The sequence below is a fragment of the Mariprofundus aestuarium genome, assembly GCF_002795805.1.
GTDB classification, from domain to species: Bacteria; Pseudomonadota; Zetaproteobacteria; order Mariprofundales; family Mariprofundaceae; genus Mariprofundus; species Mariprofundus aestuarium.
Genome location: NZ_CP018799.1, coordinates 2,073,140 through 2,088,619 on the forward strand (window position 1 = coordinate 2,073,140; position 15,480 = coordinate 2,088,619).

Sequence of the window (15,480 nt, forward strand, 5' to 3'; positions counted from 1 at the left end):
CTGTTACCCGATCCTTCCCAGTAGCGGCCACCAGACCGATACGGTTATCATAAATACTACAAATGCGGTCAGGGAGAGAACAGCCCCATAACGCAGCATATGCGAAGCTCGCACGTAGCCTGTTCCGAATATCATGGCATTCGGCGGTGTTCCCATCGGCAGCATAAAGGCAAAACCGGAAACGATACCGACAGTCAGTGCCGCCGTGACCGGGTCGATATTTGATGCTACGGCAAGTGGAACGGCAACCGGCAATACAATGGCAACAGCAGCAGCATTGCTCACCCCTTCGGTAAACAGCAATGTAATCAGTGCCAGCATCGCCAGCAGTGCCAGCCCGGCAATACTCTCAGGGAAGAGCAGGTGGGCGAGCCACAGGCCCGCTCCGGTAACAGTCAGCGCCTTGCCAATGGCAATGGCACCGCCATACATCAGTACGACACCCCAGTTCACATGCTCTTCAACCGCTCGCCAGCTCACAAGGCGCAGCGCAAACATCACCACCACGCTGATCAACGCAATGCCTGCTAGGGAACTGGCATGGCCAGCCAGTATCCAGGCGAGCATGGTCACCAGCAGCAGCAAAGCCATCGCTTTTGCCTTCAGGTCAAAGTCACCCAACTCAAGGCGGCGAAGGGAGATGCGTTCACGGGCCGAAGAGATATCCAGCCCTCCCATCGGTGTAACACGGATCAGCACAATGGCAGAGACTGCCAGTACAGAGAGTGCGATTGGTGCTGCAGCAAGCGTCCAGTCGGCAAAGGAGAAGGAGCGACCTGTCAGCTCCTCACTCAGCGCCATAGCCAGTGGCCCGCGCGCACCACCCAAAAGGGTGATCACACCGCCGGTAATCGCACCCCACGAGAGAGCAAAAAAGATCGACTGCGCATATCGGCTTCCCGCCTTAAGCCCCAGGCTTCGCACAATTTCCCATGCGATCGGCAGAAACAGCGCGGCCACAGCATGCTCGGGCATGAAACATGCCATGACAGCGGGCAATAGAAGCATGGTCAGCAGCAGGCGAGTCGGACTGGTTCCAAAACGGTCAATGGTCAATAGCGCCATGCGCTCGGAGAGGCCGCTCTGCATCGCACCAGCGGCCAGCATGAAAGCACCCAGAATGAAGAACACCGCAGGATTGCCGAACAGTGCAAACACATCGGTAGCCGGTAATACGCCAAGCAGAGGCAGCAGCGCCAGCCCTAACAGTGACGTCACCGCCAACGGCAGCAGCTGTGTTACCCAGAGAACCAGGCAGAGCATAAAGACGATAAGCGAGCTCCAACCATTCTGGCTCAACCCTTGCGGCGCATCCATGGTTCCGGCAGAAATCGCCAGCAAAGAAATCACCACCAACGCTGCAAAAGGCAAAGCCTCTCCCGCCAGCAGCACATGCATTGGCCGGCGATCCAACTGCGTTCCATTCTCTCCATCATTGCTTGCCCGCAGATGGCGGCGCAAGCCATCCACCCATCCATCCAAGCGGCGCCCCATCGAAGATGATACCCAGCGCTCCGCCAGTGCAGGTTCACCGCCATCAAGCACACGACTCTCCATCGGCGTCATTACGCGCCCCATATGGCGCAGTCGATGCGTGGGGAACTCCTTCTGTTTCAATGCCGCGTAGAGGTGGAGAAACAACTCCTCCATCTCTTCCAATGACGGTAGCTCATGTTTCTCCAGCGGCGTTCCCGGCAGCGGCCTGAAAGGCTGCAGCAGCGGCACAACTCCGTGTGCAATCAGCGCATCGATGCCCTTCTTGCTTGAGTCGATATCCTCAAGGCCAACGATGAGGTTGCTGACCACAGCTCCGGTGCGAAACACCTCGCGGGCATGGTCCAGTGCTTTCCAGATGGCCTTCTGACCACCAGAGGAGGCCTTTCCGGGACACACTTCTGCAAAACGATCAGCATCGTGCAGCTCAAGGTTACAGACAAACACATCAAGCCCTGCCGCATAGAGTGCATCGATAACAGCTGTATCCTTGGGTGCAACGGTTTCAAGCGCGATCTGACGATGACCAAGGTGCCTCCTGAGCAGGGCAATGACCGGCACAAGTCGACCGAGTCCCGCATCATCACCGGGAGCAAAACTGTTGTAGAGGTAGACAGTATCAACCTCACGCTCGGAGAGTGCGGCACGCACCACTTCAACCAGCTCAAGCGGATCTCGCAGTGGCGGCTCACTCTCATTGAGCATCGAATCGTACTGGCAGTATTGACATGCCTTGCCACGCTCGGCAAAGAAGCCGCAACCCATCAGCGGGTTAAGCATCAGCAGGTTTTCATGCAGGGAAGAGAAACTACCCATGCGGGCACCGGAACGGGTCCTGTTACGATAGAAGCGTGGTGCAGGAAGCAGTTGAACCTCAAGCGATTCATCCTGCCAGGTCAGGCGAGCGGAACCTTCACCGTCCTCCTGAGTCAAGCGGATCGGACTCTGCTCGGTATAGGGCTGTGCTACGGGAACCGTTGCAAAGTGGCCACTGGGCAGCCTGATATCCACAACAGATTCGGTCGCATTGGCCTGTGCAACCCAGCGTGACGCATCGGACAGCCCGTCCGGCAGCGTCACACCGTGGTTCACCAGCGCCAGCTTGCAGCGCCCCGGATTCTCGAATGGATTCATGGCTCCCATAGCTTCAGTGCGCTTTAGATATCGCCACTCTTCTCAACCCGGATTTTCCACTGGGTCTCGGAGATCTGCTCTTTGGAGAGCACCTTCTGCCCCTGCTCAATAAGTGAGAGCGGCACATTCTCAATCGGCGCACCGTCATCAAGGATCACATCCAGCTGTGAGCCGACAGGCATCATGGTGAGTTTGATCTTCGTCTTCACAAAGTTCATCGGGCATGCGACACCGGAGAGGTCGAGAAGAACAACATCGGCAGCTGCTTCAGTGGTCTCCGCAGCAGCTTCAACCACCCCTTCAACCGCTTCAGGTACAGCAGAAAAACGTTTGGCCGCCAAGGCCAGCCAGTCACTCTGCACCTCTTTCAGCCTGGTAACACCCGCCCCCGGATCCGCCAAGTCGATACTCATCAGAGCCGACTGCACTGCAGTCAGACCTGCAATCACATCTGCATCAGCTGCAGCATTGGAGGCCAACAGCGCGAACACGGTTGCATCATCTTCCGGCGCTTCACCATAAGGAACCAGATAGGCGCGTGCTGCTGAGATAGCCGAACGGCGTAGTGCTGTCAGTGCTTCTGCCCAGAACATCGCATCAAGATGCGCACGTGCAATCAGCATCTCATACTCAGCTTCAGAGATCAGTGCATCCGACATTGAAAGCACCGCACCTGCACACTCACCCTTTTTGTTGCCCTTGGTATTGAATGCCTCGTTCTCGCTCCAGTCGTAGATCAGCCCTTCAACCTCGCCGGCATCAGCGGCAAATGGCGCCAGAATCTCTGAGATGCCCTCTTTGCCCAATCGCGTTGCCCAATCGTGCATGGACTCATTTTCGTTGCGCCCTTCTTTATAAGCATTGAGCACTGCAATGCCCGCCTCCGGCGCATACTTGGCAGGAACAGGATCAGTCGCGAATGCCAGTGGGGAACCGGCAACACCGGAACCACCGACATGCAGCTGATAGTGCGGCACAGCCTGACCGGCCACCTTCTTGGCCATGCCATGGAACCCGAGATCGGCAATGTGGTGGCGACCACAGGAGTGCTGACAGCCGGATGCTTTAACCGTAATACCGGCCAGCGTGCCATCCTTTTTCAGGTCGGCCATCAACGGCTGCAGAGCAGCTGCAAGACCGCGACTTGAGGTGATACCCAGACGGCAGGTCTCCGTGCCAGGACACGCCACGACATCGGAAATGCCACGTGCATATTCAGTCTGCAAACCTGCAGCGTTCAGGATCGCCAGAGCGGCATCAACCTTTTCAGCATCAACATCACAGATCACCATACCCTGCTCGGTCGTGACACGCAGCTCATCCGTTCCGGCAGCACGCGCAGCATTGGCCACTGCACGGCACTGATCCGGGGTCATATCACCACGGAACAGGTTCAACAGAATCGCGGATTTGCCATTGTGCTGATCCACCACACCGGAATCGGCAAAAGGAAGCGTGCCGGTTGGCGTACGCCAGTTCGCTTCACCGTAACCTGAATCATCGGCATGGGTCTTCTCGATCACTGCACGCTGTTTTCTGTACTCTTCGATAAACCCTTCGGCACCAAGCCTCTGCGCCACATACTTCATACGGGCGCGGGCACGGCGTTTGCGATCGGAGTATTTGAAATGCATACGCATCAGCGCTTCACCGACAACAAACAGTTCAGACTCCTGGATAAACTCTTCCAGCAACAGTGCGCCCATAGGCTGGGATGAGAGGCCACCGGCCGCCCACACCTGGAATCCGGGCTTGCCATCTTTGTGGGTCGCGATGAAACCGGCATCGTGCATGCCTGAAAGGCCGCAATCGGTAGCACAACCGGAGAAGGTCACCTTGAACTTGCGTGGAAACTGCTGTCCCAGCGGATGGCGCAGATAAAACTCTGCGAATTTACGCGCGTGAATGGTCACATCTGCATGCTCAGCGGGGCAACGACCAGCCAGAAAACAGGTGGTTACATTACGAACCGTGTTACCGCACGCTTCACGCGTAGTCAGGCCAACTGCATCGAGTTTGCGCAGAAACTCCGGCACATCATCGAGAGAGACAAAGTTGGCCTGGATATCCTGCCGCGTCGTTACATGTGCTACCTTCTCAGGTGCTTCGGTCAGCGTACCATCAGTCGGCAAACATCCGGCATAGAGCTCAACGCACTCAGCCAGCACATCCATCTGATCCGCAGTGACACAACCACCGGGCAGCTTGGCGCGCACCATCTGCACCCCCTCCTGCCGCTGGCCGTAGACGCCCATCTGCAGACGGAACGGCGTAAACCGCTCTTCGGACATGCGTCCCTCTTTAAACGCCTTGTAACCCGCCTCGAACTCATCGACATCGGATGTGTGTGCAAAATCAAATTCAGTTGCCATAACTAACCCCATACTTTAACTCTTTGCGGGCAATGCCCGCATATAACCAACGTCCCCGCCCTGTTGCGCATACACCCCCCCGGATGCTGATAGCGCAACGTCAATGCGAGGTCTGTAATCAGTCGCCGAACTTCAACTCACAGGCCTGTTCATAGGTGACCAGCTCGGTAATGGTTGGATTCTCTCCGCACAATGGGCAGCCAGGGTCCTTGCGCAGTTTCAGCTTCTTCCACTCCATACGCAGTGCATCAAAGACCATCAGCTTACCGGCCAGAGAATCACCGATACCGAGCAACTCCTTCACCGCTTCAACAGCTTGGATGGTTCCCACAGCTCCGGCCAGTGCGCCGAGAATGCCCGCTTCCGAGCATGATGGAACCAGGCCTGCCGGTGGTGGCTCCGGATAGAGACAGCGGTAACATGGCGCTCCCTTCACCTGATGCGGCTTGAATGTCGCCACCTGCCCTTCAAAACGGAACATCGCACCGGAAATCAGCGGTATCTTCTCCATATAACAGGCATCATTGACCAGGAAGCGGGTCGGGAAATTATCACAACCATCAATCACCAAGTCATAATCGCGGATAATGTCGCGAATATTCTCTTCGGTAACAAAGTAGTTGTAGGTGTTGACCTTCACATCCGGATTCAGCGCCTGAATCGTCTCGCGCGCACTTTCCACCTTGGGCATGCCGATGCGATCCTGGTTGTGGATGATCTGGCGCTGCAGGTTGGATGAGTCCACCACATCCGCATCAGCGATACCGATGGTTCCCACACCGGCGGCAGCCAGATAATAGGCAACAGGTGAGCCGAGCCCTCCTGCGCCGATCATGAACACCTTGGACTCAAGCAGTTTGCTCTGCCCCTCGGCACCGACTTCCGGCAATATAATATGGCGCGAATAGCGCTCGATCTGTGCTTCTGTAAAATCAATCAATTCAAACTCCAATCAAAAAACGTTTAGCGGGTTCAGGTTTGTGCTCCAGCAAGGCAAGAGGAGCACAAAACCACAGCATATGTATCTATGTGAGGATTTGAGCACCCGCTGCTGGGGCGCAAAGGTGGACTAGCGCCCCTAGACTTCGATGCCTTTGAACAGGTCGGTAGACATATAGCGCTCAGCCATTGATGGTAGAATCACGACAATGCGCTTGCCCTTCATCTCAGGTCGGCATGCGATACGAACAGCCGCTGCCACGGCCGCACCTGATGAGATTCCACCAGGAATACCCTCTTCATCGGCAAGGCGACGCGCCATGGAAAAAGCTTCGTCATTGGTCACCTTCTCGACGCCATCGAGAATATCCACATTCAGATTCTTCGGAATAAAGCCTGCACCGATACCCTGAATTTTATGCGGCCCTGGCGCTTCACCGGAAATCACAGGTGAATCTGCAGGTTCAACGGCAAATGCCTTAAATTCAGGATTACGCTGCTTGAGAACCTCGGTTATTCCGGTAATCGTGCCGCCTGTACCAACACCGGCAACAATCGCATCAACCTTTCCATCGCAGTCAGACCAGATCTCCTGAGCGGTGGTTTGGCGATGAACCTCTGGGTTGGCGGGATTCTCGAACTGCTGTGGCAGGAACGCCCCTTCAGTCGAACTGGCGATCTCTTCAGCCTTGGCAATCGCACCCTTCATGCCCTTCTCTGCAGGTGTGAGCACCAACTCGGCACCGAGCAGCTTAAGAAGCTTGCGACGCTCCAGACTCATCGATTCAGGCATGGTCAGGATACAGCGGTAACCCTTGGCGCGGGCAACGAAGGCCAGTGCAATACCGGTATTGCCACTGGTCGGTTCAACAATAAGCCCACCAGGTTTCAGTCGCCCATCCGCCTCGGCCGCTTCGACCATCGCCTTACCAATACGATCCTTTACCGAATTCAGCGGATTAAAGAACTCCAGCTTGGCAACGATTTCAGCACCACAGTCAGCGCCGATCCGGTTCAGACGAACCAGCGGGGTATTTCCAATCGTTTCAGCAGCATTGTTATAAATCGCCATATTAAACTCCTTTTCTAACCACGGAGAACACAGAAAACAACACTATCTGCGCTCAGCAAAGCCTCAGTGCGACCCACGGACGGGGCGCCAAAATCGGGGAGATCTTCCCGATTTTGCAAGCAGAGAGAAAACCACGCTTTTCTTCCTGCATCCAAGTAAAAAGCCATGGACGACTTTTTACGTGTCCAAATCACCCTTCGATGATGTTCTGCTCGATAGGCTCAACGTGAACGCCCTGCTCACCCAGCCACTTCACTGCCGCATCAATAACATCTTCACCGCCTTCAAGTTCAAGCCCGACAAGTCCCATGCCGTCCTTTACCTCAGCCATGCGAATGTTGGTTACAAGGTCGAATTCTCTGCCAAGCTTCCAGATAATCGGATCGCGAACTGTGGCCTCGTTAAAGGTCAGATAAACACGAAACTTCATTTAGCAGCCGCCTGCAATTGCCGGAACGATGGAGAGCTCATCACCATCTTTCAGTGCGGTAGCGCGACCCTCAAGGAAGCGGACGTCTTCATCGTTCACATAGACGTTCACGAAACGGCGAATTTCGCCGGCATCGTCACACAGGCGCTCTTTCAGACCTGGATGTGCAGCCTCAAGAGCCTCAATCACATCACCGACGGTTGCACCGTCTACGGATACTTCGTCAGATCCACCAGTCAGCTTACGCAGTGGGGTAGGAATACGTACAGTTACACTCATTTCTCTCTCCTCTTGCTAATCAAATCTAATTAAAATTATGCGTCGGCCACGCCGTCGGCTTCGGCCAGCAGATCAAACTCTTTCAGGCTGGCGTTGATAATACGCGGTTTGGTGATCGCATCCACTATCGCTTCCTGCGTCTTCAGGCCGTTACCGGTAATGCAGAGCACAATCGACTCATCGCGAGGCAGCTTGCCGGACTCAATCATCTTCATGGCACAACCCAGTGTTACTCCGCCAGCAGTCTCAGCGAAGATACCCTCGGTCTCGGCCAGAAGCTTCATGGCTGCCACCACCTCTTCATCAGAGATGTCTTCTGCCCAGCCGCCGGATTCATTAATCACGCGGTTGGCGTAGTAACCATCAGCAGGATTACCAATGGCCAGTGACTTGGCGATGGTATCTGCATGAACAGGGTGAATCATATCGGTTCCGTCTTTCACAGATTTAGCAATCGGTGAACAGCCGGTCGCCTGCGCACCGTACACAGCAGTACCATTGTCTTCGATCAGGCCGAGTTTGATAAACTCCTTGATCGCCTTGTCCACCTTGGTGCAGAGCGAACCGGAAGCCATAGGGACAACCACATGTTTCGGTGCTTTCCAGCCCAGCTGCTCCATCACCTCATAAGCCAGTGACTTGGAGCCTTCAGCATAAAACGGACGTACATTCACGTTCACAAAAGCCCAGCCATATTTGCCAGCCACTTCAGAACAGAGGCGATTCACATCGTCATATTTACCTTTAATGCCAATGATATTGGTACCGAAGATACCAGCGCCGAGCACCTTGCCCTGCTCCAGATCGTGTGGAATGAACACGTAGGATTCCAGGCCTGCAGCAGCCGCATTGGCGGCAACGGAACCCGCCAGATTGCCTGTAGAGGCACAGGCCACAGTGGTAAAGCCAAACTCAACGGCCTTGGAAAGAGCCACGGAGACCACGCGATCTTTAAAAGAGAGGGTCGGATAGCAGACCGAGTCATTCTTGATATAGAGCTCTTTAACACCAAGCACCTTCTCAAGACGCTTTGCACGCACCAGCGGTGTAAAGCCGTTCTGTGCACCGACAGTTGGCTCGCCATCAATCGGCAGCAGCTCTTTATAGCGCCACATAGTCTGCGGGCGGGACTCGATCAGTTCACGGGTAAACTTACCCTCCAGCTTGTGATAATCGTAAGCCACCTCAAGCGGACCAAAGCAGAACTCGCATACATGCGTAGGCTCAATCGGATACTCCTGCCCGCATTCACGACACTTCAGCGCTCGAACGATACTTTCACTCATGATAGACACTCCGTTTTATCAGGCGCATCCAGAAACGAAAAAACCTCCGCGATAGATGCGAAGGTTGTCTATGAATAAAACACGGATGTGCTCTAAACGAACAACCCGCCATCATCGCTCCCTCCGTGATTACTCACTTTGGGCAGGCATTGGCACCATTCTCCAGAAATCATCAATGATGTTCTCTGGCCGGTTGCCGCAGTTTCACAGGGCCTGTAACCCTCCACCGCTCTGGATAAAGCCGGATCAAAAATATGTAGCGGCGAATTATCATGCCAGTTTTGGAAAAGGCAAGCGTTCTTGTTCCATGAAGCGCTTGACACTTACCCACACAAATACTAGGTATTTGCAAAGTGGTTTTGTCTTAAGCCGTGTCTTTCCCCTCCCTATACAAGGACACGGTGGCGCCCCGTCCGGTTTAACCGTGCGGGGCGCTAATTTTTTATACCCGCCTTTACCCCCAAAAGCGCTGTTCTTGACACTTCCAACAAGGATTCACACGATGCCGCCTGCAGCATCCTTAGCCACCCGGAGCCTTTCATGATTACCGAAGCCGATATCCTCAAAGCACTGTCCGTCATCATCGATCCAGATTTCAAAAAGGATATTGTCTCGCTTGGCTTTGTAAAAAACATCGCCATAGAAGGTAAGCAGGTAGCATTCACGATTGAACTGACCACGCCTGCCTGCCCGGTAAAAGAGGAGTTCCGCCGCCAGGCCGATGAAGCAGTAAGCGCCCTACCAGGCGTTGAGAAGGTTGAGGTCACCATGAGCTCGAAGACCACTGCAAGCACTAGCAAGGACCACATTCCGGGGGTTGCCAACATTGTTGCCATTGCATCGGGAAAGGGTGGTGTCGGCAAATCAACCACCGCGGTAAACCTTGCTGTTGCCATGGCACAAACCGGCGCCCGCGTAGGCCTGCTTGATGCCGACATCTATGGCCCCTCCATCCCACGCATGATGGGACTTGCCGGTTACAAGCCGGAGATCGATCATGAAGCCAAAACCATACAGCCACTAGAGAACTACGGCGTTAAAACCATCTCTATCGGCTACCTGGTTGAAGAAAACCAGGCCATGATCTGGCGCGGGCCGATGGTGGCCAGTGCCCTGAACCAGTTACTCACCGATGTTGCATGGGGTGAGCTGGACTATCTGTTTGTCGACATGCCTCCGGGAACCGGCGATGCGCAGCTTACACTGACCCAGAAGGTGCCGGTAACCGGCGCAGTGCTCGTAACCACGCCGCAGGACATCGCCCTGCTCGACTGCCGCAAAGGTATCGACATGTTCCGCAAAGCACGCGTTCCGGCTCTAGGTATTGTAGAAAACATGAGCCAGTTTATCTGCCCTCACTGTGGTAAATCCAGTGCCATTTTTGCTGAAGGCGGCGCTGAGCGGTTAAGCCAGGAATACAAAACCGAAGTCCTTGCCCATATCCCGCTGGATATCAAAATCCGTGAGAAGGCGGATGAAGGCACCCCTATCGTTGCTGCGTTCCCCGATTCCGAACAGGCAGCACATTACAAGCGACTGGCGGGAGAGGTTGCCCGCAGAGTCAGCATCCAGAACAACCGCAAGATTGATATCCCGGTGATGATTCAGGAGTAATCGGCAGGCCTGTTTGCCCTTTTTCCGGCAACGACTAGGTTTCGCCGTCCAATTTCACATGGAGGTGCAGTCATGACCCTGCCCGTTGATAAGAAAAAGATCTCCATCGTCTGCTTCTCCGGCGATTTCGATAAGATTGTAGCCGCCTTCACCATCGCTACAGGCGCCGCCGCCACCAACCGTGAAGTCACCATGTTCTTCACCTTCTGGGGACTTAACGCCCTGAAGAAGAAAAAGGGCCGTGTCGCCACAGGCAAGAGCATCATGGCCAAGGCATTCAACTTCCTGATGGGAGGGCTGAACAACCTGCCACTCTCGCGCCTTAACTTCTTCGGTGCTAGTCCAATACTGATGTCTGGTATGATGAAGAAGCACAACGTTGCATCGCTTCCGGAACTGGTTGAAGCAGCACACCTGCTCGGCGTTCGCATCGTAGCCTGCGAGATGGCGATGCACATCCTTGAGGTTGAGAAGAGTGACATGATTGAAGAGGTGAAGGATGTAGCTGGTGTAGCGACCTTCCTCAACGAATCCGAAGATGCGCACATCATCTTCATCTGACAGATTTAGATTAAGGATATTATTACCATGAAACATTTCCTCGATATTACACGCGAGACCTGCCCGATGACCTTTGTGAAAGTGAAGCTGAAACTGGCAAACATCAATAAAGGCGAGCAGCTGGAAGTGCTGCTCAATGCAGGCGAGCCGCTGGAGAATGTCCCCCGCTCATGCGAAGAGCAGGGCTTTAAAGTGCTCTCCAATGAGCCTACCGATGAGGAAGGCAAGTACATGCTGGTAATCGAGAAGTAGATGACAGACCGGGAGTTCTGGGAAGGCAAGTATAAGAATAAGGAGACAGGCTGGGATCGTGGCGATGCTAGCCCTGCCCTTCTTGACTGGCTTAAGGAACTGAACCCCTGTCGTATTCTGGTACCCGGCTGCGGCCGCGGTCATGAAGTAATCGAACTGGCCCGGCGCGGCTTTGACGTCACAGCTGTCGATATCGCCACCCCTGCCATCAAGCACATGCAGGCCATGCTGGAAAAGGAGGGGCTCACCGCCACCCTGATTCACGGCGACCTGTTCGATCTTGAGCTGGAACCCTTCGATGCCATCTACGAGCAGACCTGCCTCTGCGCCCTGCAGCCCGGACAGTGGTCCGATTACGAACAGTGGCTACACAATCACCTAAAACCGGGCGGCCAACTGCTTGCCCTCTTCATGCAGACAGGCGTTACCGGTGGCCCACCATTCCACTGCGACCTCTCCGAGATGAAACCACTGTTTGATGCTTCCCGCTGGCAGTGGCCGGACAATGGCAACGAAGTCCCCCACCCTTCCGGCCGTCACGAATTGGCCCACCTACTTAGACGCATCTAATACAATTAGTAGACGAACCTCTAAATCTCATCTTTAAATAATGATTGGCTGCTTTCGGCTGCGGATTCAACCCGGTCATTTAAAAGCGCAACACTAAAGTTTAAGAGTCCAGTTTTTTTCTGATCGCCCTGCTAAGACTCTCAATGCTGTAGGGCTTACTCAGAACAGCATAGTTCTCTGAATAACCTTCATCCTTCATTGCTTCATCTTTATCATATCCAGTTACAAATATGACTTTCACATCAGAACGAACTTTTTCCATCTGCTTTATTGCCTCAAAACCGCCTAGCTTTGGCATTACCAAGTCTGAAATAATAAGCATGACTTCGTTTTGATGTCTGATAAAGACATCAACAGCCTCCAGTCCATTCGAAGCCTCAAGCACGTTATAATTAAGACTGGTTAAAATTGCCTTGTAATTCTCTCGTACTGTATCATTGTCATCAACGGTCAAAATAGTTTCACCAAGCCCCTCTTCTGCCTCCCCGCTTGATGACTCTGGATTAGCTTCATTTGCCTCTATCAATGGTAAATAAACATGAAACCCTGTGCCTTTTCCTTCCTCGCTTTCTACTTTAATGATGCCCTTATGGCTTGTAATGGCACCAAAGACCATTGCAAGTCCAAGGCCGGTTCCCTTGCCAACCTCTTTTGTCGTGTAAAAGGGTTCAAATAGATGCTCGAGATTGGCTCGGGGAATACCGCATCCATTATCTTTAACTATCAAATGGGAATAAGACCCAGGAACAAAATCTTCGTGACTTTGAACAAATGAATCATCCGCATTAAACTTCTCTAGGGTAAGGTTTATCACTAGTTGAATCGCCAATGATTATATAGATAGCGCGAGTGTCCAAAAGCGGCCGTTTAGATTCTTTCAGGTATTTGCATTTAAATCCCCAGCACCATAATCAACCGTAAAAACCCAAAAGTCACTAAATCAGCTGCATGCCTATGTCTTTACAGATAAGTCTTACTTTTTCATCGTCATAAGGAGATGACGGAAACTTACCCCAGACAGGCGCAGGCCAAGCGGGGTCGGTTTTGTAGCGGACAATGTGGTGGATGTGCAATTGGGGGACCATATTGCCGAGAGCAGCTATGTTGATCTTGTCGGCGTTGAACTCCTTTTCGATAACTGCAGCCAGCATGGATGATTCGCGCATCAACTGCTGCTGGTCTGCTTCCGATAGCTGATGAATCTCGGTGATCCCCTCGCGCTGCGGCACGAGGATAAACCACGGGTAGTTGGAGTCGTTCATCAAAAGGACACTACAGAGCGGCAACTGCCCCACCACGAAACAGTCCTTTTTCAGTTGAGGATGCAGGATCATTGTTGCCCCTTTAAATGTTTGGTAATAAACCTGTCCAGTTGATTGGCAAATGCTTGTCGGTCGCCGTGGTTGAAGGCAGGAGGTCCTCCTGTAATCACACCATTGCCGCGCATCTCATCCATCATGTTGCGAATGCTCAATGCCCTGCGCACATTATCCGGGGTGTAGAGCTCGCCTCTCGGGTTCAGGGCGAAGCCACCTTTCTCGATCATGCCTGCAGCAAGCGGAATATCGGCGGTAATCGCCAGATCACCCGGTTCGGAGTTATCAATGATATAGGCATCCGCCACATCAGCCCCGGCAGCCACATGAACGCTGTCGATATAATCTGATTTGGGGTGCTGGAGCCTCATATTAGCCACCAGCACCAATGGAATACGGGTTCGTTCTGCCACGCGATAAAGGATCTCCTTGATCACCTTCGGGCAGGCATCGGCATCGATCCAGATACGCATCAGCGGTCAAACAGCCTGTTGGCACGCATCAGATCAGACGGCCTGCCGATATCAAACCAGTAACCGTTATGCCGCATACCTGTACAATGGCCATCGGCAATCAATTTTCGCATCGGCTCAACAAGAGAAAAGATGGCACCCTCTTCATATTCTTCGAACGCATTTTCATGCCAGAGCGAAATGCCGGAGAAGGTGAGCCTGTTATTTCCTTCGGCCACTACACGACCACGGCTCAATGCGAAATCGCCGATAGGATGATGTCTCGGGTTTTCGACAAGCCCAATCGCAGCGCCGCCTTGCGGAACAATTTCACTTAAATGCCTGATATCGAAATCAGATAACACATCGGCATTACAAACTGCCACCGGACCACTGCCTGGAAGAAACCCGAGCGCCTGCTTTACGCCGCCACCGGAGTCGAGCAGCACCGGTTCATAACTGATGCGGATACGGCACCCGAAACGGGAACCATCACCAAGATACGCCTTAAGTGCTTCAGCATGGTGATGAGCATTGACTGCAATATCGGAGATACCCTGCGAAACCAGTGAACGTATCACATGTGCGATCACCGGCTCGCCACGAACCTGCATTAAAGCCTTGGGCCGCGAATCGGTGAGCCATTTCAGGCGGGTGCCCAGCCCGGCAGCCAGAACCACAGCGCGATCAATGGCCATTACTTGCCCTCCAGCATCTTGATCAGTTTCGGCATCTGCTCGTAGGCTGCCTGACGCCCACGGTCGATCTCCTGCTCGGGATTGCTGAAGTCGTGCCACTGCGTAAAAGAGACCAACGGCTCAATTACCACGTCAGCATACTCTTTCGAATAACGGCGCAGGTAGAGTGACTTGATCTCGCTGCTCCAGTCGAGCATGCCGTAAACATTCGCAGGCTCCACATCCGGCCTTGGTCGCGCACCAACATTGACTGCCACCACCAGTTGATCAGGCCTGGCGACCATTTTTGCCTCTTTCGATGGCAGTTCTGCAGCCACACCACCATCGACATATTTCTTATCTCCAATCGACACAGGGGTGAACACGCCGGGAATGGCCATGCTGGCAGCAATAGCGCAGGGGAGTTTCACATCCGAATCGATGGAGAAGAGCTCGCACTCCCCTCCGGGAAAATGAACAGCCGTAATAAACAGCGGGATTTTGGCATCGGCAAAGGATTCACCGCCGCAGAAGCCGTAGGCGATATCCACCAGGGCATTGGTATCGGCAAATGAGGTGTCGGTAGCGGCTTTGGTATAAAGAAGTGTCTGCTTGGCGGCAGCAGTCAAACGACTCAACCAGCTGTCATCTTCTTCATCATTCAGCACCGGCAACTCGATACTATTAAACAGATCGGAGGCAAGAATCTCCTCAGCATGCCGGATAACCATACGCGCATCAGGATTTACAGCATACATGGCACCAAACAGCGCCCCGATACTGGTGCCGACGATCACGTCGGGTTTCAGGTGATGCTCCTCAAGCACCTCGAGAACACCAAGGTGTGCCAACCCTCTTCCACCGCCACCACCCAGCGCCAGAACAAATCCTGTTTTCTGTTTCTGGTGGCCGGCAAATATACGGTTAAACAGAGTCATACTCATTACTCACTATTACCAATTTCTTCTTTCATGACAGGCCCTGCCAGAGCTGCCGCCGGATCAACAGCCATTGATCGATCCCATTTACAAC

Annotated in this window: 16 protein-coding genes and 1 riboswitch; of the genes, 4 read left to right on the top strand and 12 right to left on the bottom strand. The window is 53.6% G+C overall.

The features are described 5' to 3' along the window. Nucleotides 1-3 precede the first annotated feature (3 nt). The 7 genes from Ga0123461_RS10020 to thrC all read right to left on the bottom strand — a co-directional run bounded on the left by Ga0123461_RS10020 (nt 4) and on the right by thrC (nt 9,006). The gene (locus tag Ga0123461_RS10020) at nt 4-2,628 is read right to left on the bottom strand and encodes a DASS family sodium-coupled anion symporter (RefSeq protein WP_100278787.1); all 2,625 of its coding nucleotides are present in this window, start codon (nt 2,626-2,628) and stop codon (nt 4-6) included. A gap of 23 nt (nt 2,629-2,651) precedes the next feature. Next, nucleotides 2,652-5,000 carry a sulfurtransferase TusA family protein gene (locus tag Ga0123461_RS10025; protein WP_100278206.1) on the bottom strand — a complete coding sequence of 783 codons (2,349 nt, stop codon included), beginning with the start codon at nt 4,998-5,000 and terminating at the stop codon, nt 2,652-2,654. Nucleotides 5,001-5,118: 118 nt separating this feature from the next. Next, nucleotides 5,119-5,940 carry a molybdopterin-synthase adenylyltransferase MoeB gene (gene moeB / locus Ga0123461_RS10030; RefSeq protein WP_100278788.1) on the bottom strand — a complete coding sequence of 274 codons (822 nt, stop codon included), beginning with the start codon at nt 5,938-5,940 and terminating at the stop codon, nt 5,119-5,121. 138 nt (nt 5,941-6,078) lie between these two features. After that, nucleotides 6,079-7,011, bottom strand: coding sequence for a cysteine synthase A (gene cysK, locus Ga0123461_RS10035; RefSeq protein ID WP_100278207.1), 933 nt, complete (start codon nt 7,009-7,011; stop codon nt 6,079-6,081). 190 nt (nt 7,012-7,201) lie between these two features. Further along, the gene (locus Ga0123461_RS10040; protein WP_100278208.1) at nt 7,202-7,441 is read right to left on the bottom strand and encodes an NIL domain-containing protein; all 240 of its coding nucleotides are present in this window, start codon (nt 7,439-7,441) and stop codon (nt 7,202-7,204) included. Beyond that, nucleotides 7,442-7,720: a ubiquitin-like small modifier protein 1 gene (locus Ga0123461_RS10045; RefSeq protein ID WP_100278209.1), complete on the bottom strand. Its 279-nt coding sequence runs from the start codon at nt 7,718-7,720 to the stop codon at nt 7,442-7,444. A gap of 35 nt (nt 7,721-7,755) precedes the next feature. Next, complete coding sequence (thrC, locus tag Ga0123461_RS10050) at nt 7,756-9,006, bottom strand: threonine synthase (protein WP_100278210.1); 1,251 nt, start codon at nt 9,004-9,006, stop codon at nt 7,756-7,758. A 108-nt stretch (nt 9,007-9,114) separates the two neighbouring features. Continuing rightward, nucleotides 9,115-9,248, bottom strand: a riboswitch (SAM riboswitch). 298 nt (nt 9,249-9,546) lie between these two features. Between thrC and apbC the strand changes: the two genes are divergently transcribed. The 4 genes from apbC to Ga0123461_RS10070 all read left to right on the top strand — a co-directional run bounded on the left by apbC (nt 9,547) and on the right by Ga0123461_RS10070 (nt 12,003). Then, entirely contained in the window at nt 9,547-10,620 is a 1,074-nt protein-coding gene (apbC, locus tag Ga0123461_RS10055) for an iron-sulfur cluster carrier protein ApbC (protein ID WP_100278211.1), read from the top strand. Nucleotides 10,621-10,692: 72 nt separating this feature from the next. Further along, the gene (locus tag Ga0123461_RS10060; RefSeq protein WP_100278212.1) at nt 10,693-11,181 is read left to right on the top strand and encodes a DsrE/DsrF/DrsH-like family protein; all 489 of its coding nucleotides are present in this window, start codon (nt 10,693-10,695) and stop codon (nt 11,179-11,181) included. 27 nt (nt 11,182-11,208) lie between these two features. Further along, nucleotides 11,209-11,433, top strand: a complete 225-nt coding sequence (locus Ga0123461_RS10065) for a sulfurtransferase TusA family protein (protein WP_100278213.1) — start codon at nt 11,209-11,211, stop codon at nt 11,431-11,433. Next, a complete protein-coding gene (locus tag Ga0123461_RS10070) occupies nt 11,434-12,003 on the top strand; it encodes a methyltransferase domain-containing protein (protein ID WP_100278214.1) in 570 nt (189 codons plus the stop codon). Nucleotides 12,004-12,103: 100 nt separating this feature from the next. Here the strand turns inward: Ga0123461_RS10070 and Ga0123461_RS12740 are convergent, their stop codons facing one another. From Ga0123461_RS12740 to Ga0123461_RS10095, 5 genes are all read right to left on the bottom strand, one after another. Further along, complete coding sequence (locus tag Ga0123461_RS12740; protein ID WP_198507059.1) at nt 12,104-12,817, bottom strand: response regulator; 714 nt, start codon at nt 12,815-12,817, stop codon at nt 12,104-12,106. A gap of 121 nt (nt 12,818-12,938) precedes the next feature. Further along, nucleotides 12,939-13,337, bottom strand: a complete 399-nt coding sequence (locus tag Ga0123461_RS10080; protein WP_100278216.1) for an HIT family protein — start codon at nt 13,335-13,337, stop codon at nt 12,939-12,941. Then, entirely contained in the window at nt 13,334-13,792 is a 459-nt protein-coding gene (locus tag Ga0123461_RS10085) for a YaiI/YqxD family protein (RefSeq protein ID WP_100278217.1), read from the bottom strand. The genes Ga0123461_RS10080 and Ga0123461_RS10085 overlap by 4 nt, the downstream gene beginning before the upstream one ends. After that, a complete protein-coding gene (locus Ga0123461_RS10090; RefSeq protein WP_100278218.1) occupies nt 13,792-14,469 on the bottom strand; it encodes a nucleotidyltransferase family protein in 678 nt (225 codons plus the stop codon). The genes Ga0123461_RS10085 and Ga0123461_RS10090 overlap by 1 nt, the downstream gene beginning before the upstream one ends. Next, complete coding sequence (locus tag Ga0123461_RS10095; protein WP_198507060.1) at nt 14,469-15,392, bottom strand: patatin-like phospholipase family protein; 924 nt, start codon at nt 15,390-15,392, stop codon at nt 14,469-14,471. Before Ga0123461_RS10095 ends, Ga0123461_RS10090 begins: the two co-directional genes overlap by 1 nt. Between the last annotated feature and the right edge of the window lie 88 nt (nt 15,393-15,480).